At 61.1% G+C, this 25,343-nt stretch carries 25 protein-coding genes; 12 read left to right on the top strand and 13 right to left on the bottom strand.

Annotated elements, in window-relative coordinates:
• On the top strand, positions 1 to 1,296 hold the full coding sequence (gene rodA / locus LGH70_RS17345) for a rod shape-determining protein RodA (protein ID WP_226188175.1): 1,296 nt from the start codon (positions 1 to 3) through the stop codon (positions 1,294 to 1,296).
• Positions 1,297 to 1,321: 25 nt separating this feature from the next.
• Complete coding sequence (locus LGH70_RS17340; RefSeq protein WP_226188172.1) at positions 1,322 to 2,875, top strand: hypothetical protein; 1,554 nt, start codon at positions 1,322 to 1,324, stop codon at positions 2,873 to 2,875.
• On the opposite strand, the gene LGH70_RS17335 is transcribed toward LGH70_RS17340, so the two are convergent.
• Together LGH70_RS17335 and LGH70_RS17330 are read right to left on the bottom strand one after the other, a co-directional pair.
• Positions 2,872 to 3,909, bottom strand: a complete 1,038-nt coding sequence (locus tag LGH70_RS17335) for a hypothetical protein (RefSeq protein ID WP_226188169.1) — start codon at positions 3,907 to 3,909, stop codon at positions 2,872 to 2,874. The genes LGH70_RS17340 and LGH70_RS17335 overlap by 4 nt on opposite strands.
• A gap of 45 nt (positions 3,910 to 3,954) precedes the next feature.
• Entirely contained in the window at positions 3,955 to 5,217 is a 1,263-nt protein-coding gene (locus LGH70_RS17330; RefSeq protein WP_226188166.1) for a DUF8457 domain-containing protein, read from the bottom strand.
• A 34-nt stretch (positions 5,218 to 5,251) separates the two neighbouring features.
• Here LGH70_RS17330 and LGH70_RS17325 point away from each other — a divergent pair, with 34 nt between their 5' ends.
• The 5 genes from LGH70_RS17325 (at position 5,252) to recO (ending at position 10,072) form a co-directional block, all read left to right on the top strand.
• Entirely contained in the window at positions 5,252 to 5,581 is a 330-nt protein-coding gene (locus LGH70_RS17325) for a 2Fe-2S iron-sulfur cluster-binding protein (protein WP_226188163.1), read from the top strand.
• Positions 5,571 to 6,095 (top strand): hypothetical protein, encoded by a 525-nt coding sequence (locus LGH70_RS17320; RefSeq protein ID WP_226188161.1) that lies wholly within the window; start codon positions 5,571 to 5,573, stop codon positions 6,093 to 6,095. Before LGH70_RS17325 ends, LGH70_RS17320 begins: the two co-directional genes overlap by 11 nt.
• Before the next feature lie 122 nt (positions 6,096 to 6,217).
• Positions 6,218 to 6,844 carry a thymidine kinase gene (locus LGH70_RS17315; protein ID WP_226188158.1) on the top strand — a complete coding sequence of 209 codons (627 nt, stop codon included), beginning with the start codon at positions 6,218 to 6,220 and terminating at the stop codon, positions 6,842 to 6,844.
• 60 nt (positions 6,845 to 6,904) lie between these two features.
• Complete coding sequence (porZ, locus tag LGH70_RS17310; RefSeq protein WP_226188155.1) at positions 6,905 to 9,250, top strand: type IX secretion system anionic LPS delivery protein PorZ; 2,346 nt, start codon at positions 6,905 to 6,907, stop codon at positions 9,248 to 9,250.
• Between the two features lie 102 nt (positions 9,251 to 9,352).
• On the top strand, positions 9,353 to 10,072 hold the full coding sequence (recO, locus tag LGH70_RS17305; RefSeq protein WP_226188152.1) for a DNA repair protein RecO: 720 nt from the start codon (positions 9,353 to 9,355) through the stop codon (positions 10,070 to 10,072).
• A gap of 67 nt (positions 10,073 to 10,139) precedes the next feature.
• Here recO and LGH70_RS17300 read toward each other — a convergent pair whose 3' ends face one another.
• The 5 genes from LGH70_RS17300 to LGH70_RS17280 form a co-directional block, all read right to left on the bottom strand.
• A complete protein-coding gene (locus LGH70_RS17300; protein WP_226188149.1) occupies positions 10,140 to 10,604 on the bottom strand; it encodes an FKBP-type peptidyl-prolyl cis-trans isomerase in 465 nt (154 codons plus the stop codon).
• Between the two features lie 21 nt (positions 10,605 to 10,625).
• Positions 10,626 to 11,177 carry an FKBP-type peptidyl-prolyl cis-trans isomerase gene (locus tag LGH70_RS17295; protein WP_226188147.1) on the bottom strand — a complete coding sequence of 184 codons (552 nt, stop codon included), beginning with the start codon at positions 11,175 to 11,177 and terminating at the stop codon, positions 10,626 to 10,628.
• 71 nt (positions 11,178 to 11,248) lie between these two features.
• A complete protein-coding gene (locus LGH70_RS17290) occupies positions 11,249 to 11,752 on the bottom strand; it encodes an FKBP-type peptidyl-prolyl cis-trans isomerase (protein ID WP_226188144.1) in 504 nt (167 codons plus the stop codon).
• A gap of 86 nt (positions 11,753 to 11,838) precedes the next feature.
• Positions 11,839 to 12,792 carry an FKBP-type peptidyl-prolyl cis-trans isomerase gene (locus LGH70_RS17285; RefSeq protein ID WP_226188140.1) on the bottom strand — a complete coding sequence of 318 codons (954 nt, stop codon included), beginning with the start codon at positions 12,790 to 12,792 and terminating at the stop codon, positions 11,839 to 11,841.
• Between the two features lie 38 nt (positions 12,793 to 12,830).
• The gene (locus LGH70_RS17280; RefSeq protein WP_226188137.1) at positions 12,831 to 13,874 is read right to left on the bottom strand and encodes a DHH family phosphoesterase; all 1,044 of its coding nucleotides are present in this window, start codon (positions 13,872 to 13,874) and stop codon (positions 12,831 to 12,833) included.
• A 396-nt stretch (positions 13,875 to 14,270) separates the two neighbouring features.
• Here LGH70_RS17280 and LGH70_RS17275 point away from each other — a divergent pair, with 396 nt between their 5' ends.
• A complete protein-coding gene (locus tag LGH70_RS17275; protein WP_226188134.1) occupies positions 14,271 to 14,690 on the top strand; it encodes a nucleoside-diphosphate kinase in 420 nt (139 codons plus the stop codon).
• A gap of 280 nt (positions 14,691 to 14,970) precedes the next feature.
• On the opposite strand, the gene LGH70_RS17270 is transcribed toward LGH70_RS17275, so the two are convergent.
• Complete coding sequence (locus LGH70_RS17270) at positions 14,971 to 16,251, bottom strand: nucleoside permease (RefSeq protein ID WP_226188131.1); 1,281 nt, start codon at positions 16,249 to 16,251, stop codon at positions 14,971 to 14,973.
• Between the two features lie 343 nt (positions 16,252 to 16,594).
• Here LGH70_RS17270 and LGH70_RS17265 point away from each other — a divergent pair, with 343 nt between their 5' ends.
• The 4 genes from LGH70_RS17265 to LGH70_RS17250 all read left to right on the top strand — a co-directional run bounded on the left by LGH70_RS17265 (position 16,595) and on the right by LGH70_RS17250 (position 18,818).
• Positions 16,595 to 17,161 (top strand): hypothetical protein, encoded by a 567-nt coding sequence (locus tag LGH70_RS17265; protein WP_226188128.1) that lies wholly within the window; start codon positions 16,595 to 16,597, stop codon positions 17,159 to 17,161.
• Positions 17,162 to 17,239: 78 nt separating this feature from the next.
• Positions 17,240 to 17,902 carry a DUF7010 family protein gene (locus tag LGH70_RS17260; RefSeq protein WP_226188125.1) on the top strand — a complete coding sequence of 221 codons (663 nt, stop codon included), beginning with the start codon at positions 17,240 to 17,242 and terminating at the stop codon, positions 17,900 to 17,902.
• 33 nt (positions 17,903 to 17,935) lie between these two features.
• Entirely contained in the window at positions 17,936 to 18,529 is a 594-nt protein-coding gene (locus LGH70_RS17255; RefSeq protein WP_226188123.1) for a hypothetical protein, read from the top strand.
• Positions 18,513 to 18,818: a winged helix-turn-helix domain-containing protein gene (locus LGH70_RS17250; RefSeq protein ID WP_226188122.1), complete on the top strand. Its 306-nt coding sequence runs from the start codon at positions 18,513 to 18,515 to the stop codon at positions 18,816 to 18,818. The genes LGH70_RS17255 and LGH70_RS17250 overlap by 17 nt, the downstream gene beginning before the upstream one ends.
• Before the next feature lie 70 nt (positions 18,819 to 18,888).
• Here LGH70_RS17250 and LGH70_RS17245 read toward each other — a convergent pair whose 3' ends face one another.
• The 5 genes from LGH70_RS17245 to LGH70_RS17225 all read right to left on the bottom strand — a co-directional run bounded on the left by LGH70_RS17245 (position 18,889) and on the right by LGH70_RS17225 (position 25,283).
• Positions 18,889 to 19,497 carry a superoxide dismutase gene (locus LGH70_RS17245; protein WP_226188120.1) on the bottom strand — a complete coding sequence of 203 codons (609 nt, stop codon included), beginning with the start codon at positions 19,495 to 19,497 and terminating at the stop codon, positions 18,889 to 18,891.
• Positions 19,498 to 19,605: 108 nt separating this feature from the next.
• Positions 19,606 to 20,052 carry a nucleoside deaminase gene (locus tag LGH70_RS17240; protein WP_226188119.1) on the bottom strand — a complete coding sequence of 149 codons (447 nt, stop codon included), beginning with the start codon at positions 20,050 to 20,052 and terminating at the stop codon, positions 19,606 to 19,608.
• Between the two features lie 241 nt (positions 20,053 to 20,293).
• Positions 20,294 to 20,860, bottom strand: coding sequence for a DUF1795 domain-containing protein (locus LGH70_RS17235; protein WP_226188118.1), 567 nt, complete (start codon positions 20,858 to 20,860; stop codon positions 20,294 to 20,296).
• Between the two features lie 142 nt (positions 20,861 to 21,002).
• Positions 21,003 to 21,467: a T9SS type A sorting domain-containing protein gene (locus LGH70_RS17230; protein ID WP_226188117.1), complete on the bottom strand. Its 465-nt coding sequence runs from the start codon at positions 21,465 to 21,467 to the stop codon at positions 21,003 to 21,005.
• A 189-nt stretch (positions 21,468 to 21,656) separates the two neighbouring features.
• On the bottom strand, positions 21,657 to 25,283 hold the full coding sequence (locus tag LGH70_RS17225; protein ID WP_226188114.1) for an ABC transporter permease/M1 family aminopeptidase: 3,627 nt from the start codon (positions 25,281 to 25,283) through the stop codon (positions 21,657 to 21,659).
• Between the last annotated feature and the right edge of the window lie 60 nt (positions 25,284 to 25,343).

Below are 25,343 nucleotides of genomic sequence, written 5' to 3'. Positions count from 1 at the left end.
ATGGCCTTACCCGCACGCTACAGCCGCAGCCTCGATTGGGTGACCGTGGCCATCTTCGCCCTGATGGTGGGCCTAGGCTGGCTCAATGTGTATGCCGCCAGCTACTCGCCCGAGGCCCCGGCCGGGGGCTTGTTCAGCGGCCTGAGCTTTCAGGAGCTGATGGCTTTCGACTGGTTCAAGCAAATCCTGTGGATCGGTACCGCCGTGGTGCTCATCGTGGTGCTCGTCGTCATCGACTATAAGGCCTACGACACGTTTGCCTTCGTGCTCTACGGCGGCATGATTCTGCTGCTGATCATCACGCCCTTCATTGCCCGGCCCATCGGCGGGTCGCGCTCCTGGCTGGAGCTGGGGCCAATGCGGCTACAGCCAGCCGAGTTTGCCAAGTTTGTCACGGCCCTGGCCGTGTCGCGCTACATGGCCAGCATCAATCTGCGCCAGCAGAACTTCCGCGACCAAGCTGTGCTGGCCGGCCTCACGCTGCTGCCCCCGGTGCTCATTCTGGCTGCCAACGAAACCGGGCAGGCCCTGGTGTTTGCCGCCTTCCTGCTGGCCTACTTCCGCGAGGGAATGTCGCCGCTAATTCTGGTGATTCTAGCCGCTGCCGCCATCATCCTGATTCTGGCGCTGTTGGTGCCCAAACTGTGGCTGGTGGGGGTATTTACGGTCATTCTGGGGGCGATACTGGCCTTCAACAATAAAGTACTGCGCCACCACTTGCCGGTTTCGGTGGGGGTATGGGCGGTGGTGGTGGGCATGGTTTTCGGCGTCGATTTTTTCTTTAACAATGTGCTACAGCCTCACCAGCGTAAGCGTATCGAAGTACTCATAAATCCCTCGGCTGACCCGCTGGGCGTGGGCTGGAACGTGACGCAGAGCAAGATTGCCATTGGTTCGGGCGGCCTAACCGGCAAGGGCTTTTTGCAAGGTACCCAAACCAAGTTCGACTTTGTGCCAGCTCAAAGCACCGACTTCATTTTCTGCACTATCGGCGAAGAATGGGGCTGGCTGGGTACTACGGTGGTCATTGTGTTGTTTATGGTACTGCTGGGCCGGGTGCTGTACGTGGCCGAGCGCCAAAAATCAGTGTTTGGTCGTACCTACGGCTACTGCGTGGCTAGCATCCTGTTTTTCCACTTCGCCGTCAACATTGGCATGACCATCGGGCTGGCACCGGTAGTAGGCATTCCACTGCCGTTGTTCAGCTACGGCGGCTCTTCGCTCTGGTCGTTCACCGTGCTGCTGTTTATCTTGCTGGCCATTGATGCCTACCGCAAGCAGGATCTGGTGCGGTAACTCCTCCTGACTCGACCCCGACTGCATGGCCCGGAATGACCGTTGGGCGGACTACGCCACCATTGCCGCGCTAACGCTGATTTACCTGCTGCTGCCCACGCAGAACTCAACCCTGGACGCCTGGTACTACGCGGCCTGCGTGCGCCACGGCCACGAATTATTGCTGGCCCACCACCTGCTCTACAACGTGGCGGGCTGGCTGTGGGTGCAGGCCGGCCAGGCCGCCGGGCTTGCCCCGGATATACTGGCGGCGGTAAAGGCCCTGAATGCTCTGGCCGGCGGCGCTAGCCTACTGGTGCTTCGGCAACTGCTGCGCCTGTTGCTGCCGCCTGATAAAAAACGGTGGCTCTGGCTGCTGCTAGCCGGAGCCAGTTTCGGGGTGCTGCGCTTTGCCACCGAAAATGAGGCCTACATTCAGCCCATTCTGCTCTCCTTGCTGGGTAGCCTGGTCTGGGTGCGTTACCAGGTGAATGGGCAGAAACCGTGGCACCTAGTGGTAGCCGGCTTCTGGGCCGCGCTTGCCTGCCTGTTTCACCAAATTCACTTTTGCTGGTGGCTGGGTTTGCTGCTCGGTACCGGGTGGTACGCCGGCCGCGCAAAGCTGCGTGCCCTGCTGCTGTACACCTTGCCCGCGCTACTGGTGCCAGCGGCCTACGTGGCCGCCTTGCCCTACTGGCACCTGCCGCTCACGGTGCCGGCCCTGTGGCGCTTTGTCTTCCACGATTATTACGCGGGCACAGCCACCGGTAGCATATCGGGGCACGGTCTGCTCCTGTCAGTGGTGAACCTGGGGCGTACGTTCGGGCAGGTCCACGGCTCCACACTGGCGTTGCTGCGGCTGTATCCGGCGCTGTGGCTGGCGGCGGTAGCTTTTCTAAGCCTATTAGCCTATGGGGCCTGGCTGACAGGGTGCAGCTTCCGGCAGCGTGCCTACCAGCCGGCTGTAGCTACTGCGGCGGGGCTGGTCTTAGTACGCATTCACCTACTGATTCTGGTGTTACACCTGCTGTTTGCGGTGTATTCGGAGGGCAATGCCGAGTTTATGGTCATGATGCCTGCCCTGCTGGCTATTATAGCCGGAGCTGGCCTGCCGTGGCTGCCAAGTCGGGCCGTAGCTACGCTGGGCGCGGGTTTGCTGGGCTGGAACCTGGCGTTTGGCCTGGTACCGAGCCACTATCTGCGCTTCACGAATACGGGTATCGAGCCGGGCAGTGCGTTGCTCCGGCAAATTCAGCAAGAGCCCACCAGCTGGTTTCTGCTCGACAACCACAACCTGACGCTGAACCAGCTGCACTACCACACCGGCCGGGCCGTGGGGCCGCCCAACGTGCTGCCGGCGCCCACGCTGCTGGTGCAGCGTCCCGGCCAGTCGCCCGCGCAGTTTCGCCGGTGGCTACGGACCCAGCTGCGCAGCGGGCACCGCGTATTCACCACCGGGCTCGACGGTCCGCAGCTGCTTGACCGGGCTCAGCTGGTATACGGCAACCAAAACGCGGAGCTGCTCCAGGGTTTCCGGACGGAAAAGGCAGACTCTTTCCCCACCGCTTTCGGGCCGTATTACCTGACTGAAATTCGCTAAGACTCAGCTGGCAGCTGAGACGCGGGCGTGACCCACAGCCACCGAAACAGCGGGTGCCGGGTAAGTAGCAGGGAAAGCACGACGGCAAATACTGGCGCCGCCAAGTAGCCCATGCGGCCCAGGTCGCCGGAAAGCAGCATGTGTACCACCACTACCGCCAGCAAGGCCGCCCCCCCACGCCCCACTGGTTGCCACCAATGGGCTCCGCCGCCCCGCCACCCGGCCAGCAGCGGCAGCCAGAAAAAACCGAAGATGCTGAAGATTTCGCCCGCGCCCTTCACCGACAGCAGCCGTCGCAGCGAGTAGGTAAGGTTGTGTAGGTGGTCCAGGGCGTTGTTCAGGCTTTCCTGGGGCGGGGCGCCCACCTGCGCGTCTATCCAGTGCCGCACGGCGTAGGCCAGCACGCCCGACACGACCAGCAAGGCCACTTGCCGGGGCCAGGGCAGGGCCCGGTGACCAAACCAAAGCAGCCAGGGCACCAGAAAGATAAACGACTCCTTGGCGTGCGGCCCCAGCAGAATGCAGGCTGCCAAGGCCATTGCCGAGCCGCTGCGGGCTCCATAAAACGCCAGCGCAAACACCAGCAGATACAGACTATCAACCAGCGGCAGCCCGGCCGTATACACGGCCCAGCGACTGGTAAGCACGGCCAGCATGGCCAGCACCGCCGCGCCCGGCGAGGCCCCGTAGAGCACGCAGCTACGGAATAGCAATACGCCGGCCCCGGCTAGCACCAGGGTATTCACCAGGTAAAATGCCAGGCGCAAGGGCCAGTCGGTGGCGGCGCGCTGGGGCCAGATGCGGGCGTACACCTGTTCGACGGGCCAGGCCACGGCTGCGGCTACGGCCGGCACTACCACCCGGTAGCGGCGCGTGATGCTGACGCCCCGAAACTCGCCCCGGGCCATGCTCAGGTAGCTGCGCGTGTCCAGGGAGTGAGAGAAGTCGTAATGCACGTACATAGTGTAGGCGCTTCCCGCCAGCACGCCCACGGCCAGGATATACACCAGCAGCAGCTGCCGCCAATGGCCCACCCCGGAAATCAGTCTCGTTGCCGCCGAATGCACGCCCCGGTCAGCTTAGGCGAACTTACGGTCCAGGAGCTTGAGCAGCTTGTTGATGTGCTCTTCCTTGCGCACCCAGCCGTATTTCTGGGCCAGATCTTCCGTCACGTAGCGCTTGGCCACTTCGGCGTTGGGCAGCGTGTCGAGGTGCTGAATGGCGGTGTGGTATTCCATGTTTTCGCCATTGAACAGCTCATTGATGAAGCTGAAGCGCTGATTAATGGATATAGCTTCCCGCAGCGACTCCACCTTGGGTGCCGACTTTTCGGCCAGGGTGGCGCTGGTCGTCTGTCCGCCGCGCAGGGTTTCGCTCAGGGAAGCGGCAGCTGGCTGTTCGGCCTTCAGCTTTTCGTACAGCGGTACACCCGCCGGAGCGGCCGTTTCGGTCAGTGGCCGCCGCACCGTTTCCGGTTCGGCCGGGGCCACTGGTGGTGCCACGGGAGCCGGAGCCGACGTCGCCACAAAGCTTGGCAGGGGTGCCGGCGCCGATTTTTCAGCTACTGGTGCTGCTTCGGGCAGGTGTTCCGGCTGCGCCGGAGCTTCGGGGGCAGGCGGTGGCGCACTAGCTGCCGGAGCCTCCGCGGCCGTGGGAGTGGGGGTAGCTTTTACCGCCGGCGTCTCTACTGGAGGCTTGGGCGCTTCGCCGGCGGATTCTTGCAAGTCAGCCACCGTGAGGGGCAGTAGCGGGTTGAAGTCGGCCACTACTTTTTCCAGGGGCGTGTGGCTCTTGTAATTCGCCTCCTGGTAAAGACGGAAGCGGTTCAGCACGAAGTCCCGCTCCAGGGCAGTGCCCGACGTCAGGGTATCAACAAAGCCCTGAAACAAGGCTTTGTCCAGGTCGAGGTAGCGCAGGGCGTCGCGTAGCTGCTCGGCCGTCGTGGTGGGCTGCGTGCCTATGAGCTTATGCTCAAACGTCAGCACCGGGTCGGTGGCCACGCCGAGCGTGTCGCTGATGGCGCGGGCCAGCAGGGGCTCGAAGGCGGCCCGGCTGAGCTTGATGCGGCGCGACAGCACGTTCATGAACTGGGTGAGGGCCTGGCGCACGTCGGGCGCCTCAAAGTCGAAATACGGGCTGCGCAGGCGCGCCATTTCGCTTGTCCACTGGGCCAGCAGCTGCTGCACCACAAACAGGTTTACCTGCCGGATCGGGGTGAAGCGCAGCACGGCGGGGCCGTCGAGCGAGGCGGTGGGAGCGGGGCCGAAGTGCTGGTCACAGAGCTGAGTGGCCAGCCGCTGGCCGTATTGTTCGCGGTTTGCTGAGCTATATTTGTCTTTCATCGAAAGCCTGGTTCAACGGGCAATTTAAGCAAAGATGCCCACTCTAACCGTGCAAAACCTGCCTGGCGCCGTAGTTTCGGTGCCCGCCGGCGCTACTTTGCTGGCCGCCCTGCAAGCTGCCGGCCACGACTGGATGCACGCCTGCGGGGCCAAGGGCCGCTGTACTACGTGCCGGCTGGAGGTGGTCGGTGGGCTCGACTCCCTAACGCCACCCACCGACGCCGAGTTGCGCTACCGCGCGGCCGGCCGCCTGCTGCCCCACGAGCGCCTCACCTGCCAAACGCGGCTGCCCGAGGGTGAGGTGCTGGGGCGGGTGCCGCGGGCTACCATGCTGCCGCACCTGCGCTACGACGATGCCGAATAAACTGGGCGCCGCGCTGCTGCCGCACCACCGCAAGCTCTACCGGCGCGTGCTGTGGCTGGAAGCGGGACTGAGCCTGGGGGAACAGCTGCTGCGGCTGGTGCTCATTGCAGTGGGGGCAGTGGTGATGGCGCTGGTGCTGCCCTTCATTCCTTCCCGGCACTCCGGCTTCGAAATCCCCGACACAATGGAGGAATACGCCCCTAAGCTGCTGGCGAGCCTGGGGCTGCTGGTGCTACTCTTTGGCTACGGCGTGTATCAGTTTCTGCTGAAGCCCCACCGCAACCGGCAAGCAGGCTACCAGCTGGTCGGTGAGTTTGACGTGCGCCGCAAAACGAGTGTATTGGGCGCTATGTGGCTGGAGCTGGCGCCCGACGAAACGCACCGGGTGAGCGTCCCGGCCCGGCTGTATGCGTCCCTCAGCCCCGGCGACAGGGTGGAAGTGCGCTACTCAGCTTCGTACGACCTGCTGAGCATCCGCAAAGTCAGCGGACTACCTGCAAATACAACGGTCTGAGTTTGTGTCGTTGCAGGCAAAGACGACAGGCAGGCTTTGGGGCTACCCACCGAAAGCCGTACTTTAGAGGTTCCAATCGGAGCCGGCGTGCCCGCTCCCGACCACCGACAACCGCTACCACCGTGTTTATAGAACCTCGCGTCGGCACGAGCCGCGACACGCCCCGCCGGGGCTGGATAGAAGTCGTATGCGGCTCCATGTTTTCGGGCAAAACCGAAGAGCTGATCCGGCGCCTGAACCGGGCCAAAATTGCCCGCCAGCGGGTCGAAATCTTCAAGCCCGCCCTCGACACGCGCTACCACGAGCACAATGTGGTGTCGCACAACTCGAACAGCATCCGCTCGACGCCCGTGCCCATTGCCCAGGAAATGCTGCTGCTGGCCGGCTCCTGCGACGTGGTGGGCGTGGATGAGGCCCAGTTTTTCGATGAGTCATTGGTCGACGTGTGCACCCAGCTGGCCAACCGCGGCACCCGCGTTATCGTGGCCGGCCTCGACATGGATTTTATGGGCAAGCCCTTTGGCCCCATGCCCACGCTTATGGCCATTGCCGAGTTCGTAACCAAAGTGCACGCCGTGTGCGTGTGCTGCGGCGAACTGGCTACCTATTCTTTCCGCATTGCCGCCTCCGGCGACAAGATTCTGCTCGGCGAAACCGACTCCTACGAAGCCCGCTGCCGCACCTGCTTCCAGGAAGGCATGAAGGAAAAAAGCACGGAGCCCACCGCTGCGGCCGCCGCTAAGCACTAAACCCGGGCCAATGGCGTTATGCCAGCTGAGCTTATCTTAGGGGTTATTATTCCGCTGCCAATGAATCGTTTGCTACGCGCCTGCCGGTGGTCCGGTCTTTTCTTTTTGCTGGTTCATGTGCTCAGTGGCAGCACCGCCGTGGCCCAGGGCACGGCCGGCTACGGCGACTGGCAGCTGCACCTGCCCAACAACCGCGCCCAGGCTCTGGCTGAGGCCGGCAGCCGCATCTACGTAGCTACCGAAAACTCCTTTTTCTTCTACGATAAGGAGCTAAACACCACCCAGCTGCTTTCCCGGCGCGACGGGCTGAACGATGTGGGCGTGAGCACCCTGGGCTACGACCCCGGCACGAAGCAGGTACTGGTTGCCTACCGCAGTGCCAACCTCGACGTGCTGGCCGCCGATGGCTCGATTATCAACATCAGCGACATTGCCCGCAAAAGCATTACGGGCGGCAAAACCATCAGTCATATCAGCTTCGGCCGGAGCCGGGCTTATCTGAGCTGCAGCTTCGGCTTGGTGGTGGTGGACATGGCCAAGCGCGAAATCCGGGATACGTACGGCAACATCGGGCCCAACGGCACGCCCGTTACGGTGTATGCCACCACGGTGCTCGACAATACGCTGTTTGCCGCTACCTCCGCCGGCCTGATGCGCGGCCAGCTCACCGACAACCTGCTGGACTACCGCCGCTGGACGATAGACTTGCCGGTAACGTCGGGTGCCAGCCCCTACCGCACTCTGGCCACGCAGGGCCGAAACGTGTATGCGGCCCGCAACGGGGGCGCCGTGCTGTGCTACAACTGCGGCACTCCGGCCTGGCAGCCGTTGCCGAACACCTACGCCGGCGAGTATGCTCAGCTCAACAGCAGCGCGGCCGGGCTGCTCATTGTGGGCGACCAGAAGGTGATGCTGCGCAAGCCCGACGGAACCATGACCCAGCTGCTCACCGCTGCCCAGCTGCCGTTTCCGCTGATGGCCCTACAGAGTGCCGAGGGCGCCTACTATGTTGCCGACCTCAGCAAAGGCCTGGTGAAAACCAAGGATGGCCAGCAGGCAGAAAACTTCACGACCAACGCCCCGGCCTATGCCCGGGCGTTTAGTGTGCTGGCCGATGCGCGTACCAACACCGTGGATGTCTTCAGCGGCGGCTACTTCGACCGGTACGTGCAGCAGGACTGGCTGGGCGGCTTTTTCGAGTACAAGGACGGCCGCTGGACCAATTTCACCAACGAGAACTTCCAGCCTTCGCCCACGATGCGCCGCTTTAAGGACATCACCCGCGGCGTACGCACCCCCGATGGCACGCTCTACATTGCCACCTACGGCAACGGGCTGCTGCAGTGGAAAAGCCCCACCGACTACAAGCAATTCACCCAGGGTACGCCCGGCAGCCCGCTTAAAAGTGCCATTCTCAGCGACCCGGAATATACCCGCATTACTGATCTGGCGACGGATGCCCAGGGCAACGTGTGGGTCGTGAACCGGCACCCCGAACTGAAAAACACCTCGGGCCTGCACCAATACATGCCCGCGTCCAATACCTGGCGCACCATGCCTTACTTCGCGGGCTTCGATAACCTGGACCGGATTGTCATCGATAACAACGGCTTCGTGTGGGCGTCCCAGTCGCGCAAAGACGGCATCGGCATCATCGCCTACGACCCCAAGGAGCAGAACATCCGCTACTTCTCCACCGGTAACAGCGAGCTGCCGGCCGACGAAATCTACGACATCGTGAAAGACCGCAAAGGGGATATCTGGGTGGCGACGGCCAAGGGCATTGCGTATTTCAGTGACCCCAGCTCGGTGTTTTCGGGCGTCAGCAGCTACAACTTCCAGCAGCCCATCATCCGGCAGGGCATCAGCAGCGGCTACCGGGCCCTGCTCAATGAGGTCGTGAAAACGGTGGCCGTGGACGGGGCCAACCGCAAGTGGTTTGGCACCGACCGGGGCCTGTGGCTGTTCAGCGAAGAGGTCGACGAAAGCCTGCTGTACTTCACCACCGAAAACAGCCCCTTGCCCTCCAGCAACATCGTGGATGTGGAAGTGAATGACCGCACCGGCGACGTGTTCGTGATAACCGACGCGGGGCTGCTCTCTTACCGCGGCTCGGCTACCGTCACGGAAGGAACCCCCGATTGCGCCAAGGTGTCGCCTAACCCCGTGCGCACCGATTTCACCGGGCAGGTGGGCATCAGTGGGCTGGCCAACAACGGGACGGTCAAAATTACGGACGTCACCGGCAAGCTCGTATACCAGACCACGGCCAGCGGCGGCACCGTCGTCTGGAACCTGGCCGACTACAACGGCCGCAAGGTGCAGTCGGGCGTGTACCTGGTGCTGTCAGCGGATGCGGACGGCAAGAACGGCTGCGTAAGCAAAATTGCCGTAGTGCAGAAATAATCCAGCGGGCCACCCGGGCGGCGGGAGCCATTAGCCGCGCGGTGGTGTTTCTGTCCTGATCGGGCCTGCTGGCCCGGCACCACTACCAGCTTTTCATTCCCTATGCTGATCAAGACTCGGGGCATTGTCCTGAACTATATCAAGTACCGCGAAACGTCCATCATTGCCCGCATCTACACCGAGCGGCTGGGCCTGCAGACCTATATCATCAACGGGGTGCGCAAGGCCAAGCCGCCGGGCCGTATTGCCCTGTTTCAGCCCTTCACCCTGCTCGACTTAGTGGCCTATACTTCGCGCCAGGGCGGCATCACACGCCTGTCGGAGTACCGGTGCGCGGTGCCGTTCAGCACGCTGCCCTACGACGTGCACAAAAGCAGCGTGGTGCTGTTTCTGTCGGAAGTAGTGAGCCGTACGCTGCTGGAAGAAGAGGAGAACGAGCCCCTGTTTGAGTTTCTCTACGACTCCATCACGCGCTTCGACCAGCAGCCCGACGGCTTCGAAAACTTTGCCCTGACGTTTCTGCTGCAGTTTGCCAGCTACCTGGGCTTCGGCATTGAGTCGGGAGAGGAGCTGACCAGCCAGGTGGCCTTTGCTTCGGCAGCTCCGGCCACGGCGGGTGCTACGGGCCCGGCCGCGCTGCGCTTCCGCGAGTTCGACCAGTACTTCGACCAGCTGCTGCGCACTCCCGACCACGTGACGATTCCCAACGGCCGCGTCCGCCGCGAGCTGCTCGACGTGGTGATTCGCTACTACCAGCTCCACATCGAGAAGCTGGGAGATATTCGCTCCCTGGATATTCTGTCGGAAGTACTGGCCGAATAATGCGCCCTGGCTTATAAAACAACAACGCCTGCTGATTCCTCAGTAGGCGTTGTTGTTAGGACAGTAGCTAGCGGACTTTCACGACTTCCAGCTCAAAAATGAGGCTGGTGTTGGGCGGTACCGTGAATCGGCTGTCGTCGTCGGGGTTGCGGACGCCGGTCGGGCCGTAGGCCAGCGCCGCCGGAATCCAGACCCGGGCCCGGCTGCCGGCCGGTAGTAGTAGCAGCACTTCGTCCCAGCCCGGAATAACTTCGCCGGTGCCTACCTTCAGCCGCAAGGGTCGCCCCTGGGCCACCGACGAGTCGAAGATGTGGCCATCGGGCAGAAAGCCGGTGTAGTGCACCTGCATCCGGTCGCCGGTTTGGGCCTTGGGGCCCGTGCCCAGCTGCCGGATGGTGTAGCGCACCCCGCTGGCTGTTCTTTGCTGCAGTGCCGTATCGGCCACGGCCGTCGGCGCTGGTCGTTGCTGGGCCAGTGCGGCCGTGGGGGCACCCAGCAGCACCGCCAGCAGCCAAACCCGGGAGTATTTCATCAGCACAACGAGGCCTTGCGGCTACTGAACTTTGCTGATGAGCATGTCGAACTGCAGGGGCTCGTCGCCGGGAATGGGAGCCTTGCCGTACTGACCGTAGGCCAGGTAGGAGGGAATGAAAATCCGCTTCTCATCCCCGAGCTTCATGCGCAGCAAGGCCTTTTCCCAGCCCTGAATTACGCGGTTGCTGCCCACTACTACCTCGGTACACTCGCACAAGCTGCGGTTGCCGTACGACTTGTCGAACACAACGTCCTCGTACTCTTTCTTGATGTATTTGCCGATGTACTTCACCTGCACCGTGTTGCCGGCCACAATCAGGTTGCCGGTGCCTTCCTTCACATTCACCAGGTAGATGCCTTCCTCGGTGCGCTGGTAGTTGCTGCTGGTAATGCCGTGGCGGGTGAAATAGTCCTGAATCAGGGCGTCGTCAATCTTCTTGTACTCTTCTTCGTGCTTGCGCGCGTCCCGAACGGCGTCGGTTTCCGTGTTGCAGGCCGACAATACAGGGGCCACCGCCAGCAGCAGAATAACCAGCCGAGTGACGAGCGAGTGCGACAATAAACTTTTCATCTCTTTTAACCTTGGTCGTTGTATTGAAAAAACTGCGCCCAAACCGTTGACCGGTTAAAGCACCAGCAGACTTACTTCACGTCTACCAGCTCCACGTCGAAGCGGGTCACGCTGTTGGCCGGAATGGCCCCGGCCGGCCGCGCACCGTAGCCCTGGGCCGAGGGCAGCAGCAGGATGGCTTTGCTACCTTTGGTCATCAGGCCAATGCCTTCGTCCCACCCCTTGATAACCTCGCCTTTGCCCAACACAAACTCGAAGGGAGCCCCATTGTTGCGCCGGGATGATGCATCAAACACGGTTCCGTTCAGTAACATTCCGGTGTACGATACGGAGACTGTCTGCCCCTGCTTTGGTTGCACGCCGGTCGTGGTCGAAGTCGGAATAAAATACAGACCGGAAGCCTGGCGCTGGGCGTCGGCCAGCTTATTGTCGGCCACGTACTGCTTGATGATGGCTTCGTCGATGGCCGTGTAGTCCTTCACCTCTTCGTCTTTGCAGGCGGTAAGCAGGCTGATGGCGCCAAGAATAGCCAGCAGACGGCTGGCCAGCGGGCGAAATGAAAAGTGCTGTAGCATACGGGGGCTGCTGAGCTGAATAAAAAAAACCGCCGCGCCCGGCCCCAGGGCACAAGCACGGCGGCTCGGGTATGTGGTGCGGCAGCTTACTTCACGTCCACCAGTTCCACGTCGAAGCGCAGGGGCGCATCGGCCGGAATGTCGGCGCCGGCACCGCGCTGCCCGTAGGCCAGCGACGAAGGAATCAGCAGGGTAGCTTTCGAGCCTTTGTTGAGCAGGGCAATGCCCTTGTCCCAGCCCGGAATCACCTGGCCCACACCCAGCGGGAATTCGATTGGCTTGTTGCCCATCTTCTCCGACGAGTCGAATACTTTGCCGTCGAGCAGGGTGCCTTTGTAGAGCACCGAAACCGTCTGGCCGGGGGTCGGCTTGGCGCCCGCGCCGGCCTTGGTTACCACGTAGTAGATGCCGGAAGGGTCTTTCTGCGCGGTGAGGTTGTTTTTCTTGATGTAGTCCTGCAGAATCACATCGTCTTTCTTGATCTGCTGCTCGGCGTAAGCCATCATCTTCTTCTGCTGCTCGGCCATTTCCGTTTCCTGAGCGGCTTTGGCTTCTTCCTCGGTCTGCAGCTTGTCGGCCTTCACGAACATGGTCATCGTGTTGCCGGCCTTCTTCATGAACGGGGGCACAGGCTGCTTGAACGACTTGGCGAAAATGGTGTCCACGTTGAACTTAAACACGGCCGAGTCGCCGGGGGCCAGCAGGGCCAGGGCCTCTTCAATGCCGCCCTTGGTGGTCACTTCCTGCAGCTTGATGCGCATGGGAATGCCCTGCTGCTTGCGCGAGTTGAACAGGACCGAGTCCTTGGCCGTGCGGTATTCCACGTTCAGCGCCAGAATCTTGCCCAGGCGGTCTTTGTAGGTCGCGTCGCCTTCGGCCGCTACCGACTTGTCGCTGTACTTGCCACCTTCATTCTTGAAGATTTTGTACTCGATGCCCGACTTGGTCTTGGTGAAATCACCGCCGCCCTTGTTGCAGGAGGCCAGGCCCAGAACGCCGGCAGCGAGGGCCAGGCTCAGAAAATTGCGTTGAAAAGACATGAAAAGGGAAGGGTTGGAAAAATTGAATTTGGGGCAAGTTACACCGAAGGGGGCGCAACCGCCAAGGGCGCCGTAACAAGCTGGGTCTGATACTGGGGCAGCAGCTCCAGAAAACGCTGCACGGTGGGCTCCAGGGCCTCGTGGCTGATGCCACCGGCCGCATTGTGGTGGCCGCCGCCGTTGAAATTTTTGCGGGCAAACTCATTGACGGAGAAGTCGCCCACCGAGCGGAAGGAAATCTTCACGGCCTGGCCCCGGTCGATGAGCACGGCCGCGAATACGACGCCCTCGATGCTGAGCGCGAAATTTACCAGGCCTTCGGTGTCGCCGGTTTTGGACTGGTACTGGCGCAGCTCGTCCTGGGTAATGGCAATGTAGGCCGTGTTGTATTCGCGCAGTACTACCAGCTTGTCCTTGAGCACAAAGCCCAGGAAGCGCAGGCGCATCTCGGAGTGCGAATCGTAGATGCGGCGGTGCACCGACGACAAATCGATGCCGGCGTTGAGCAGCTCGGCAATAATGAGGTGCACGTTGCGCGAGGTGCTGGGGTGGCGGAACGAGCCCGTGTCGGTCATGATGCCGGCGTAGAGGCTCTCGCCGATGCCCACGTCAATCAGGTCCTGGTCGCCCAGGTCGCGGATAACTTCGAACACCAGCTCGGCCGTCGCGGCGGCTTTGGGGTTCGAGAAGTCGAGGTCGGCAAACTGCTCGGGCTCCAGGTGGTGGTCGATCAGGACCTTGGTGCCGGGTGCCGAGCGGATGTACTCGCCCATCTCGTTGATACGGCCCAGGCAGCTGAAATCGAGGCAGAAGATAACCTCGGCCGTGCCGATAATCTCCCGGACCTGCGCGTCGTTCTGCCGCGGCTCGTACACGATTACCTCGTCGTTGCCGGGCATCCAGGCCAGGAAGCTCGGGTAGTCGGAGGGCGTGACGACGGTGACGTGGTGGCCCTTTTTGCGGAGGTAGCCCGCCAAACCCAGGGAGGAGCCAAGCGCATCAGCGTCGGGTTTGTGGTGCGTGGTGATGAAAATCTGCCGGGGCTGCGCGAGCAGCTCCTTCAGGTCGCTGATAGTGGACATTGCCTACTGATAGGTGGCTGAAATTCGGCGGTTTAGGCCGGAAGCAAGGCGGCAAAAGTCGGAAATATTCCGCAGATATTCGCCGAAGCCCTAACAAAGCTTCGCGGGCTTTGGGTTCTCTTCGGCGCGGCCAAGGGTGGGAAGGGCAGGCGCAGGCTGGTAATGTGGAGCTTAAGAAAGCCGCAACGCACGGTGGAAAACGCCAATAGTAGCCCCGCCGAAACTTGGGCCGCGGGAGAAGAAAGTTGTCAAAAGCCGGCGGCCCCGTGGGCCGGGCCGGGGCGTAATTTGCGGAGTATTGTACTTAGCTGCCAAGATTCGGCTACTTTTGCGGCCACAATCGGCGCCGGCCGGTTTCCTCTGATTTCACTTTCATAACCTTATAAATTCTCCCGAATGGCAACTAACCGCACGTTCACGATGATTAAGCCCGACGCGGTGCAGGACAACCACATTGGTGGCATCCTGCAGATGATCGAAGAGGGTGGCTTCCGCATCGTTTCCCTGAAAAAAGTACAGCTGACGGCCGAGCGCGCCGGTGAGTTCTACGCCGTCCACAAGGAGCGCCCCTTCTACGGCGACCTGGTGAAGTACATGTCGTCGGGCCCCATCGTAGCCGCTATCCTGGAGAAGGACAACGCCGTAGCCGACTTCCGTACCCTGATTGGCGCTACCAACCCGGCCCAGGCCGCGGAAGGCACCATCCGGAAGAAGTACGCCAAGAGCATCGAAGCCAACGCCGTACACGGTTCGGACTCCGACGAAAACGCGCAGATCGAAGGCGACTTCTATTTCGCTGCCGACGAGCAGTTCTAGGCTTTCAGTAGCTTCTAGAACAGGAAAACCCGCTCTGCGTAATGCAGAGTGGGTTTTTTCGTGTGCTGAAAACAAACTTATTTTATACTGAGGTTATACCAATTAAAGACTGATTGTCTCCGGATTGGCGCTGTCGTTATCTGCAACGCCTTAGTAAGCAGCAAGTAAGAGAATAAGAACTACTTGAGCAAGTAATGCTGCTGTTGAAGTAAGCCGGAAAACAAAAAGCTCCTGAGTGCCAGACTCAGGAGCTTTGCTAGGAATGTGGGAGCCCAAATGGCTAAGCTTCCGACAGCAGGGGCTCCGCGTGATGCTCGGAAACGGCTTCGGGGTCGTGCTTGTGGCGGAACAGGACCACGAACAACAAGGCAATAGCCAAGGCGTAGCCCGCAAAGGCCAGCCAGATGCCGTGCCAGTCCTTGCTTTGGTCGGCGTTGGTGAAGTATTGCTCGATAACCACGCCGCTTACCAGGGAGCCGAGCACGGCCCCGAAGCCGTTGGTCATCATCATAAACAAGCCCTGGGCGCTGGCGCGAATAGACGGGGCCGTCTGCGTTTCGACGAACAGGGAGCCGGAGATGTTGAAGAAGTCGAAAGCCATGCCGTAGACGATGCACGAGAGGATGATCAGCCAGATGCCGGGGTTGTCGGGAGTACCGTAGGCCAGCAGGCCGAAGCGCAGCACCCAGGCAATCATGCTGAACAGCATTACCTGCTTGATGCCGAAGCGGCGCAGGAAGAAGGGAATAGCCAGGATAAACAGCGTCTCGGAAATCTGGGAGATGGACATGATGATGGCCGGGTACTTCACGGCAAACGTGTCCTGGTAGGCCGGCACCTTGTCGAAATCGTGCAGGAAGGTGTCGCCGTAAGCGTTGGTGAGCTGCAAAGCGGCGCCCAGCAGCATGGCGAAGAGGAAGAAGGTCAGCATCTTCGTGTCGCGCAGGATGGCAAACGACTTAAGGCCCAGTACTTCCATCAGGCTCTGGCTGGACGTATTGGTAGCCGTGGGCGGACACTTGGGCAGGGTAAACGAGTAGAAACCCAGCAGAATGGCCGCGCCCGATGCTATATAGAACTGACTGGCCGATTTCTCGAAGCCCAGCAAGCTTACCGTCCACATGGCCACGACGAAGCCGATGGTGCCCCACACCCGGATGGGCGGGTAGCTTTTGACCACGTCAAATCCTTCGCGCTTGAGCACCGAATACGACACGGCAATGGACAGAGCCAGCGTGGGCATATAGAAAATCATGTTCAGCAGCATCACCCAGAACATGGTGCCGGGGTCGGCCACGAGCGGCACGGTGAACAGCACTATGCCGCCCAGGATGTGGAGTATGCCGTAGAGTTTCTCGGCATTCACCCACTTATCGGCCACGATGCCCATCAGGGAAGGCATGAAGATGGAGGCAATGCCCATCGTCGAGAAGATGGCGCCGAACTGCCCCCCCGACCATTGTTTGGTTTGAAACCAATACGCGCCAATTGTTATCAGCCACGAACCCCAGATGAAAAACTGTAAGAAGCTCAGAATAATGAGGCGAAGCTTGGTACTCATGCAATTCAGATTGAAAGAAAGGGAGGGAGGGAATTTTTGCTCCTAAAGATACAAGATTTCTTTGCGGAGGAATTGGGGGAAAAAGCTTCGGGTTGGGGCCGCATTATGAAGATCCTGACCCATTGGCAGTCGGATTTGTGCGCAGCGAGAAGAGCAGAAAGGCCACCGGTCAGGCCGGAGCAGAGCCGGGAAAGAGGCAGAAAGGATGAAACTCTGGCAGGCAGAATACAGCCGCGGAAAAGGCTGGCGAAAAATAAAGTTTGCGTTGTGATGTAGTTTATATTGTAAACTAGTTTATGTTTGTATCGTTCAAACAGTCATCCACAACCAAACCCTTACCGCTATGTCAACTGCCACCACATTCGCCGCCCAAGCATCCTCAGCCGCTTCTCAGCCCCTGGCGGCCACTCCCCAGGAACTGGCTACCAACGCCACCGATTACCTGCTGTGGGGCACAGCCGTAGGCACGGCGGCCATCGTGCAGGCTGCAGTTCCTGCGCTGCAGGGGTTGCCTTTCTCAGTGGCTATTGCCGGGGCCGGCCTCACGGCCTTTGCTTTCCACTTCTATCGTGGCTGGAAGCAGTCGGCGCGCTCGGTGCAGGGCGAGGCGGTGCGGTTGCTGCGTTTGGCTACGTGGGTGTTGCTGGCCGTGCTGCCGGCCTTGGTGCCGCGCCTGGGCTGGGCCACCGTGCTGCCGTTGATGCTGTTTGCCCTGGGTACCCGCACCTTTGTGGCCGGCGGCATTCTGCAACTGCGCACCCTGATTTTTGGGGGCGCGGCGGCCTGGATGCTGGGCGCCCTGGCCTTCCGCTTTCCGGCTTCTACCGACCAGATGATTCTGCTGGCCGCGGGTGCGGCGGCGGCCCTGCTGGTACCCGGCGCGGTGCTGCGGGCTGCCTCGCGCCGCTAAGCGGAAGCCCGGAGAATGGGCTGATTACCGCTTTCATTCCTGCCAAAACGCTTCTCAACGTCTTTAATCTGTACTGCCATGATGCCTGCTCGTTCTCTTGCTGAGCTTCAACTGGAAAATATTCGGGCCTCCCGCCGGGGCGTCACCATCATTGCCACTGCCGCCGTGGTGCTGGCCGTGGTGGGGGCGCTGGGCTGGTGGCTGCCAGAGCGCACCATGGGCCTGGTGCTGTTCGGCGGAATGGGCCTCATCTTTCCGCTGGGGCTGCTGCTGAACCGCCTACTGGGAATCGACTTCTTCATCCAAGACAACCCATTGGGCACGCTGGGCGGGCTGGCGGCCGTGTGGCAGCAGTTCTTCACGCCCCTGTTTATCTGGTTTTACTTCCGCCACCTGCCGCAGCTGCCCATGCTGGTAGGCGTAGTGGCCGGCGCCCACTTCTTCGTCTACGCCTGGCTCTACAGCAGCCGTACCTACTGGTTCCTGACCATTGCCACGGTAGCCGTGGCCTATGGCGGCGGGCTGCTCTTTGCCACCCACAGCTTCGTGGTGGTGCCCTGGAGCATGGCCGTGGTGTATGGCCTAGGCGTGCTGGGGCTGCTGCGCGAAAACCGGGCGGACCTCCAACCTCAACCCAGGTCTGCTGCGTCGGTGCCATCCAATGCTCCGGCGAAGCGGGAGCCGGCCGGGGAAATTCGCTGCAACCCCTTCTTCGAGCTGCTTTCCTCGCCTTCCCTCTAGTATTTCCCTCTTTTACCCTCTTTCCCGATCTTTATGGAAACCACTGATAAACCGCTGACCGGCGCGGAAAGCCTGCACCTGATTCACCAGATGATTCGGGAGGCCAAGCAGGAGTTGAGCGACAATTCCTTCGACCTGCTGCTCTGGGGCTGGCTGGTGCTGGTATCTACGCTGGTACACTACGGCCTGCTGCAAGCCAACTACGACAAGCCGTGGCTGGCCTGGCCCATTCTGATGAGCCTGGGCTCGGTGGTGGCCTTCGTGCATGGGGTGCGCCGGGGCCGCCGCGAACGGACGCGCACCGCCCAGGGCGACTTTATGGTATACCTTTGGTCGGGCTTTGGCGTGATGATGAGCATGCTGCTGGGCGTGGGCGCTGCCTACGGCTGGAAAACGGCCTACCCACTCATTATTGCGCTCTACGGCCTGGGTACCTTTGCCACGGGCGGGGCCCTGCGGTTTCGGCCGCTCATCTGGGGTGGGGCCACCTGCTGGCTGCTGGCCACGGTGGCCTTCCGCGTGAGCTTCGACCTGCAGCTGCTGCTGGTAGCGGCGGCCGTGCTGGTGGCCTATATCATCCCGGGGCATCTACTCAAAATTCAGTACCGCCGTGGCCGCGCCGTTTGAGGAACTCGACCCGCTGCTGCACTCCCAGCTCCGATTGGCGGTCATGTCGCTGCTGCTGAGTGTGCGCGAGGCTGAGTTTACGTTCCTGAAGGAAAAAACCGGGGCCACGGCCGGCAATCTGAGCGTGCAGATCGGCAAGCTCAAGGACGCCGGCTACCTGACCATGACCAAGGAATTCAGCGGCAGCTACCCGCTTACGCGCTGCGCCATCACGCCCCAGGGTGTGGCTGCTTTCGAGGCCTATGTGGCGGCCCTGCAGCGCTACCTCAAACCCCCGGATTCCGCTTAAACTTGTACTAATACTGCATAAAAAAAGCCTCCCCAGCAGTGGGGAGGCTTTTTTAGTTGACTGAAGCAGCTTAGCCAGCTTCGCTGAAACGGCGGTTTACCTCGTCCCAGTTGATGGCGTTGTAGAAGGCCGCAATGTAGTCGGGGCGCTTGTTCTGGTACTTGAGGTAGTAGGCGTGCTCCCACACGTCGAGGCCCAGTACGGGGGTGCCTTTGCAGCCGGTGTCGGGCATCAGCGGGTTGTCCTGGTTGGGTGTTGAGCAGATCTGCACCGAGCCGTCGGCCTGCTTGCAGAGCCACGCCCAGCCCGAGCCGAAGCGTGTGGTAGCGGCCTTGGTGAATTCTTCCTTGAACTTCTCGTAGGAGCCGAAAGCCGAGGTAATAGCCTCGCCGATGGCGCCGGTGGGCTCACCGCCGCCGTTGGGGCCCAGAATGGTCCAGAACAGGGAGTGGTTCCAGTGGCCGCCGCCGTTGTTGCGCACCGCGGCTGGGGCCGAAGCCACGTTGTGCATCAGCTCTTCCAGCGACTTGCCTTCCAGGTCGGTGCCGGCAATGGCGTTGTTCAGGTTGGTAACGTAGGCCTGATGGTGCTTGCTGTGGTGGATTTCCATCGTCTGCGCATCGATGTAAGGCTCTAGCGCGTCGTAGGAGTAGGGCAGTTGGGGCAGTTCGAAAGCCATAAGTAGGAGGTTAAGTTGGGTGAATGGATGCTGTGGAGAGGTTAGGTAATAACTCCCCCGCGGCAGTTATGGTTGTGACCATCCCCACCGGGGCCGGCCAAAAGTAGCTTATTTACGGCGTTGGGCGAAAAACTCCCGCATCAGCCCGGCAGCTTCCTCGCCCAGAATGCCGGTGGCCAGCTCGGTGCGCGGGTGCAGCAGGTTGCCGTGGCGCCGAAACCCGCGTTTCTCCTCAGCCGCGCCGTATACCACGCGCTTCACCTGGGCCCAGAAGCTGGCCCCGGCGCACATCACGCAGGGCTCCACCGTGACGTAGAGCGTACAGTCGGCCAGGTACTTGTTGCCCACGTAGTTGGCCGCTGCCGTCAGGGCCAGCATTTCGGCGTGAGCCGTCACATCGCGCAGCTTCTCGGTCTGGTTGTAGGCCCGGGCAATGATCTGCTTGTCCATCACGACTACCGCCCCAATCGGAATTTCCTCCTCCTGCAGGGCGTAGCGCGCCTGTTTCAGCGCCTCGCGCATGTACTGCTCGTCGGAATACAGGGAAAGAGTCATGTTTTCTATTGTGAGGAATGTGGGTAAGGTGCTAATCACCTGTAATGGCGAGCGAAGGCCGTGGCCATCCGTCCTCTGCGAAGGTAGTTACTGTCTTTTACCAGAAAGCCCTTCCTCGTAACAATGAGAAAGGGCTTTTCGCTTAAAGGCACTTGGCACAATTCAGAGGACGGGTTAACTACACTGTCCTGCGGGTGCCGCGGTTTACGTTCGCAATGACTGGCATTAACACATTAGCACATTACTTAACCGTGATACTCTGCATCAGGGCCTGGGCGGTGGGGCGCCACTGGGGCTGCTCCTCGGCAGGGCAGTTGAAGGTGAAGACCAGCAGCTGGTCGCCCTGAATGGCGTACTGCACAAACTGGTAGCGCCGGATGGGGGCCAGGTTGCTGCCGCGCTTGTTGTCGGCCACCGACGAGACGAACTCCAGGGCAATGAAGTCGCGCTTGTTGATGGTGCGGATGTCTTCGGAGAGGAATTCCACCTTGGAATACATGTTCTGGATGCTGGACTTGTAGATTTTCAGCAGCAGGCCATAGTCCCGGTCGGTGAAGGTAGTGGGCTTCTGGGCCACGCTCAAATCGACGCGGCCACTGGGGTTGGTGAAAACGGCCAATGGCTTGCGCGGGGCTGGGTATTTGGCCGCAATACCGTCGTCGGGCAAAGCCGAGAAGCCGGTGGGTACGCCGATGGTGATGTTCTTACCGACTGTGGTTTTGGTCAGCTTGGGGCCGGCGAAGGCCGTAAGCAGCACCACTAGCAGCAGCAGGGCGGCCAGGCGGCCGGAAAAAGGGAATGTTTTCATAGGTCAGCAGCAAGGTAGCCGGGAGAAGGGAAAGAAGCGGGTAAAACGCTCGGGCGGCGCCGGAGTGTTCCGGCCCGGGCCCGAAATAAAACGCCTCCGAAACCAGAACGATTTCGGAGGCGAAAAATGCTGTAAAGCGTTTCTAGCGACGCTTTTTCGACACCGGAGCCGAAGGATACTTGATGCGCACCTTCTTCCAGTACACGTAGTTGCCGGTTTTGGCCTCAATCATATACGTACCGGCCGGAATGCGGCCCAGGTCCACGGGGGCACCGGTGTTGTTGGCCGGGTCCAGCTCGGTGGTATACACGGGCTTGTTCTTATAGTCGGTCATCACCAGCGTGCCGGGCTTGGTAAACTGCTGGGTGAAGCTGAGCATGATGGTCTGCCCGCCGGAAGCGGGGAATACATCGATGCCCGAAAGGGTTTCCACCCGCTTGATGGGGCCGTTCAGGGTTACGGGCTCGGTGTCGGCTTCAGTTTTGGTTTTAACCGAGGCGCCGGTTTCCGATTTCGATTTGGTTTTGATCTTGGTCGGCGCCGTTTGGGCCTGGGCGGTAGAGAAGGCCAGCAGGGCGGCAGCGGCAAGAAGAACGGTACGTTTCATATGCAGATGAGGGGGAGAAAGCAGTATAGCAGTGTCGGGGAGGCGCATTGCAGATTCCGGGCCAATTTTTCGGCGCCAACGAGCCGGCCGCTCTGGGCGCGAAGGTAGCATGATTGGCGCGTACTTGCCGCCCAGCAAAAAGCCCGGCCGGCTACGGTCGGGCTTTTTGCACGGAAGCCCTACGCGGGCCTACGCCTTTTTCTCATCCGGAGCCTTGAGGTTGTCGTCCGGGTTGCGGTCAATCAGCTTGTTGTAGGGGTCGATGCCCACGCGCTCCGGCTTGTCGGGCACGGTAAACTCCAGGCGGTGATGCCCCGGGGCCAGGCGCTGCTTTTCCACCCGCAGGGGCACATCCTGCCAGCTGCCGTTTACTTTTTTACGCCCCATCACGCCCACGTCAATCAGGGTGCGCGACTTGGTGTCGGCGGTTTCGTTGCCCAGCGAGTCGGCGTAGAGCTTCTTGGTATCGATGGTAAACTGCACGCGGTACTGGCCGTTGGGCAGCTTGTGGTAGGAGGCCGAATCGACCTTGTTTTCATACAGCGTGATGCGCTCAAACAGGTCCGTGACCAGGTACTGCAGGGAATCGGGGGTGTGCCGGCGCAGGGTGGTCAGAAACTCCACCGAGTTGGTGAAGGGCGCCCGTTGGTAGGCCACTTTGTCGCGGTACTCCTTGATGGCCTCGTTCACGACCCGCTCGCCCAGGTAGTCCTGCAGGGCGTACATCACCAACGAGCCTTTGCGGTAGTGGATGTAGGGCTGGTTTTCGACTAGGTAAAGCGGCACTTCCTTCTTGCGCTCCATGGCCCGGCCCGTCAGGTAGGAGTTGAGCTCGAAGCGCAGGAAACGCTTCATTTTCTGTTCGCCGTAGAGCTGCTTCATCACCATCAGGGCTCCGTACTGGCTCAGGGTTTCCGACATCAGCGTGCCGCCCTGCACGTTGCCACTCACAATCTGGTGGCCAAACCATTGGTGGGCCACCTCGTGGGCCGTAATGTAGGTCGGGTAGTCGATGTCCTCGGGGTCGGTGGAGTCGACCTGCGCCACGAAGCCGATGCTTTCCGAGAAGGGGATTGTGTTGGGAAAGCTCTGGGCGTAGCTGTTGTAGCCCGGAAACTCCAGAATGCGCACCTGCCGGTGCGGGTAGGGCCCGAAGCGGGTGGTGTAGTAGTCCAGCGACTTTTTCACGCCCAGGGCCATGCGCTTCAGGTTGTACTCGTGGCCCGGCTGGTAGTAGATTTCGATGGGCACGTTCTGCCACTTGTCCTTGTACACCTCGTAGCGGGCCGACAGAAACGAGTAGAAGTTCAGTATAGGCGCGTCCATCTTGTAGTGGAAGTAGCGGCGGCCGTCCTTGGTCCATTCCCGCTGCAGGTAGCCCGGGGCAATGGCGACCTGGTCGGCGCTGGTGCTCAGCGTGGTTTCAAACCGAATCCAGTCCCCGTCGCTGCTGATGTAGGGCTTCATCCGGGCCAGCGAGTCGCCGACGGGGGCCATGCGGGGCCGGGGCTTGAGGCCCTGCTCTTTGCGCACATCATCGTCGCCCAGCTCCACGGCCTCCTGGTAGCCGATGTGGGGCAGCAGCTCGGAATTGTTGACAAACGTGCCATTGTAGACCACGTCCGTATTCGAGCCGTTGTTTTCGAAACCCGGATTGGTGTAGGCCAAGTCGAAGTTGAGCTGCACCGAGTCGCCCGGCTGCAGGGCCTGGGCCAGGCGCACGATGCGGAAATCCAGGTCGCCGAGCTGGTCGTGCAGTACTTCTTTGGCCGGGCGGCCCAGCTGTAGCTGCTTCACTTCGGCGTGGGTGCTGCTCACTACCTGCACCGAGTCGATGGGCTGGGCCGTGCGGTTGAGCAGCCAGTAGGAGCCCCGGAAGCGGATGTCGCGCTGCTCGGGGTACATATCCACGGCCACATTCACGGCTACTACCTTGGGCTGGGGCCGGCGGGCGTAGGGCTTGTAGGTTTTCTCGTAGCGGGCCTGCAGGGCTTGCTGGGCATCCGACGAGCGGTAGGCGTTCAGTACGTTGGTGTTGTAGAAAATATAGCCGCCCACGCCCGCGAATACCAACAGGGCCAGGCCCGCTACTACGCGCAGGCCGGGCGAGAAGCTGGAGCGGAACTGCTGCCAGCGCCAGGAAAAGCGCGTTTCGGTGCCCCGCGGCCACAGCAGGCTGCTGGCAATGGCCAGCACCACGGCAAAGGCCGCCCAGTACAGCTTGAAGGTGAAGTAGGGCAGCACGAAGTGGCCGAAGCCGTTCATGGCCGAATACAGCACGCCGGGGTCGGAGTTGAAGCTGTAGAGGTTGTGCTCCAGGCCCAGCTGGCTTTTGAAAATGTTGAACAGGTAGTAGAGGATCATGATGAAATGACCCATGAACTTGTTGTTGACCAGCACCTGAATCAGCATGGCCAGCACGCAGAGCAGCAGCATGCTGATGAGCTGGAAGCCGAACAGGTCCTTGATATAAACGCCCAGCTCGTAGCGGAAGTAGCCCATGCCGGTTTGCAGTAGCAGCCCGCAGACCATCACCAGGGCCAGCAGCAGCACCTGAATCAGCATCAGGGCCGTGAGCTTGGCCACGAACGGCACCCACGAGGGCATGGGCATGGCGTCGTAGATCTGGTGAATGTTGGCGTCCCGCTCCCGCCACACCAGCTCCCCCGAGTAGAAGGTGATGATGATGAGCTGGAAAATGCTGAACGACCCGACCAGCAGCTGCACCACCACGGGCGTGACGGGGTAGGTGTTGGTGCCATAAATCTTGCCGACCTGCAGACCCGCTACCAGCAGAAACAGCAGGCCCGCGCCCAGAATCCCGATAAAGTAGACGCTGCGGATGGTGCTGAAAAACTCCAGGCGCACCAAGCGGCCCAGCTGGGCCCAGGCCAGGCCGGGCGTGAAGCGCGGCGCCACCCGCGGCAGCTGCAAGGTCTGGGGCACGTCGGCCCCGGCCAGCTTGTCGGCCCGGGGCCGGACGCCGGAGTCAGACTTATTGGCGAAGGAGAACCGGAAAAATACGTAGCACGCCACCAGCGTCAGCAGGGCCACGCCGCACCAGAGCAGGCGGTTTTGGACCATATATGTGCTCCAGGGCAGGAGCTGGGAGTTGCGCTCGGCCACGGTCCAGTAGCGCTGGGTCAGGTTGATGGCGCTGCCCCCGAGCGGGTCGAGCAGGTTCTTGAGCGTTTCGTTGTCCAGGTTCTGCTTGAGGCCGGCGCTGACGGTATAAAGCACCAGAAACAGCACGCCGCCCAGGTAGATAGCCAGGGCCGAGCGTGATAGGGTGGCACCGGTGAAGAAGATGGCCCCGGTCAGGAACAGGTTGGGAATCACGATGAGCAGGTAAGGCTGCAGGTAAGCCGCCAGGTGGTTCGGGCCCAGCTTATCGGCTATCATCGTGGGCCAGAAGGTGGCCAGCCACAAGCCCAGGGCCCCGCCCAGAAAGATGCCGACCGTGACGACGAACGAGCCCAGAAACCGGCCGCCGAGGTAGCCCATTTTGCTGATGGGGTTGGTGTAGTAGAGCGAATGAGTGCGGTGCTCAAAGTCGCGGTACACCGGCGTACCCATCATCGACGAGGTAATGAAGGAGCCGAATAAGCTGACCACTAGCAGAATGGCCGATATCTGGTAGGGCGAGTTGGCCAGTACCCGGCCGCCCCCGCCGCCTATGGTCACGTTGGCCCCAAACACGCCGCCCACGGCCAGCATCAGCAGGAAGGCAATGGCCGTAATGAGCACAAAGTAGATGTAGGTAGCCGGCCGCTTCAGGCGGTAGCGCAGCTCAAAAAGGAATATTTCGAGGAACATAGTCCGTGGTTTTCTAGAGTAAGCGCCGCGTGGGCCGGCGTTATGGAACAGGCCCGGCGG

It is taken from the genome of Hymenobacter nitidus, assembly GCF_020447315.1.
Classification (GTDB): Bacteria; Bacteroidota; Bacteroidia; order Cytophagales; family Hymenobacteraceae; genus Hymenobacter; species Hymenobacter nitidus.
The sequence above is the reverse complement of the archived record's forward strand: the minus strand, read 5'-3'. Positions and strand labels throughout refer to the sequence as shown.

Excerpts from the sequence above, each read along its gene's own strand:
- rodA (WP_226188175.1), top strand. The coding sequence starts at position 1 with ATGGCCTTACCCGCACGCTACAGCCGCAGCCTCGATTGGGTGACCGTG.
- LGH70_RS17340 (WP_226188172.1), top strand. The coding sequence starts at position 1,322 with ATGGCCCGGAATGACCGTTGGGCGGACTACGCCACCATTGCCGCGCTA.
- LGH70_RS17330 (WP_226188166.1), bottom strand. The coding sequence starts at position 5,217 with ATGAAAGACAAATATAGCTCAGCAAACCGCGAACAATACGGCCAGCGG.
- LGH70_RS17325 (WP_226188163.1), top strand. The coding sequence starts at position 5,252 with ATGCCCACTCTAACCGTGCAAAACCTGCCTGGCGCCGTAGTTTCGGTG.
- LGH70_RS17320 (WP_226188161.1), top strand. The coding sequence starts at position 5,571 with ATGCCGAATAAACTGGGCGCCGCGCTGCTGCCGCACCACCGCAAGCTC.
- porZ (WP_226188155.1), top strand. The coding sequence starts at position 6,905 with ATGAATCGTTTGCTACGCGCCTGCCGGTGGTCCGGTCTTTTCTTTTTG.
- recO (WP_226188152.1), top strand. The coding sequence starts at position 9,353 with ATGCTGATCAAGACTCGGGGCATTGTCCTGAACTATATCAAGTACCGC.
- LGH70_RS17300 (WP_226188149.1), bottom strand. The coding sequence starts at position 10,604 with ATGAAATACTCCCGGGTTTGGCTGCTGGCGGTGCTGCTGGGTGCCCCC.
- LGH70_RS17295 (WP_226188147.1), bottom strand. The coding sequence starts at position 11,177 with ATGAAAAGTTTATTGTCGCACTCGCTCGTCACTCGGCTGGTTATTCTG.
- LGH70_RS17290 (WP_226188144.1), bottom strand. The coding sequence starts at position 11,752 with ATGCTACAGCACTTTTCATTTCGCCCGCTGGCCAGCCGTCTGCTGGCT.
- LGH70_RS17285 (WP_226188140.1), bottom strand. The coding sequence starts at position 12,792 with ATGTCTTTTCAACGCAATTTTCTGAGCCTGGCCCTCGCTGCCGGCGTT.
- LGH70_RS17280 (WP_226188137.1), bottom strand. The coding sequence starts at position 13,874 with ATGTCCACTATCAGCGACCTGAAGGAGCTGCTCGCGCAGCCCCGGCAG.
- LGH70_RS17275 (WP_226188134.1), top strand. The coding sequence starts at position 14,271 with ATGGCAACTAACCGCACGTTCACGATGATTAAGCCCGACGCGGTGCAG.
- LGH70_RS17270 (WP_226188131.1), bottom strand. The coding sequence starts at position 16,251 with ATGAGTACCAAGCTTCGCCTCATTATTCTGAGCTTCTTACAGTTTTTC.
- LGH70_RS17265 (WP_226188128.1), top strand. The coding sequence starts at position 16,595 with ATGTCAACTGCCACCACATTCGCCGCCCAAGCATCCTCAGCCGCTTCT.
- LGH70_RS17260 (WP_226188125.1), top strand. The coding sequence starts at position 17,240 with ATGATGCCTGCTCGTTCTCTTGCTGAGCTTCAACTGGAAAATATTCGG.
- LGH70_RS17255 (WP_226188123.1), top strand. The coding sequence starts at position 17,936 with ATGGAAACCACTGATAAACCGCTGACCGGCGCGGAAAGCCTGCACCTG.
- LGH70_RS17245 (WP_226188120.1), bottom strand. The coding sequence starts at position 19,497 with ATGGCTTTCGAACTGCCCCAACTGCCCTACTCCTACGACGCGCTAGAG.
- LGH70_RS17240 (WP_226188119.1), bottom strand. The coding sequence starts at position 20,052 with ATGACTCTTTCCCTGTATTCCGACGAGCAGTACATGCGCGAGGCGCTG.
- LGH70_RS17235 (WP_226188118.1), bottom strand. The coding sequence starts at position 20,860 with ATGAAAACATTCCCTTTTTCCGGCCGCCTGGCCGCCCTGCTGCTGCTA.
- LGH70_RS17230 (WP_226188117.1), bottom strand. The coding sequence starts at position 21,467 with ATGAAACGTACCGTTCTTCTTGCCGCTGCCGCCCTGCTGGCCTTCTCT.
- LGH70_RS17225 (WP_226188114.1), bottom strand. The coding sequence starts at position 25,283 with ATGTTCCTCGAAATATTCCTTTTTGAGCTGCGCTACCGCCTGAAGCGG.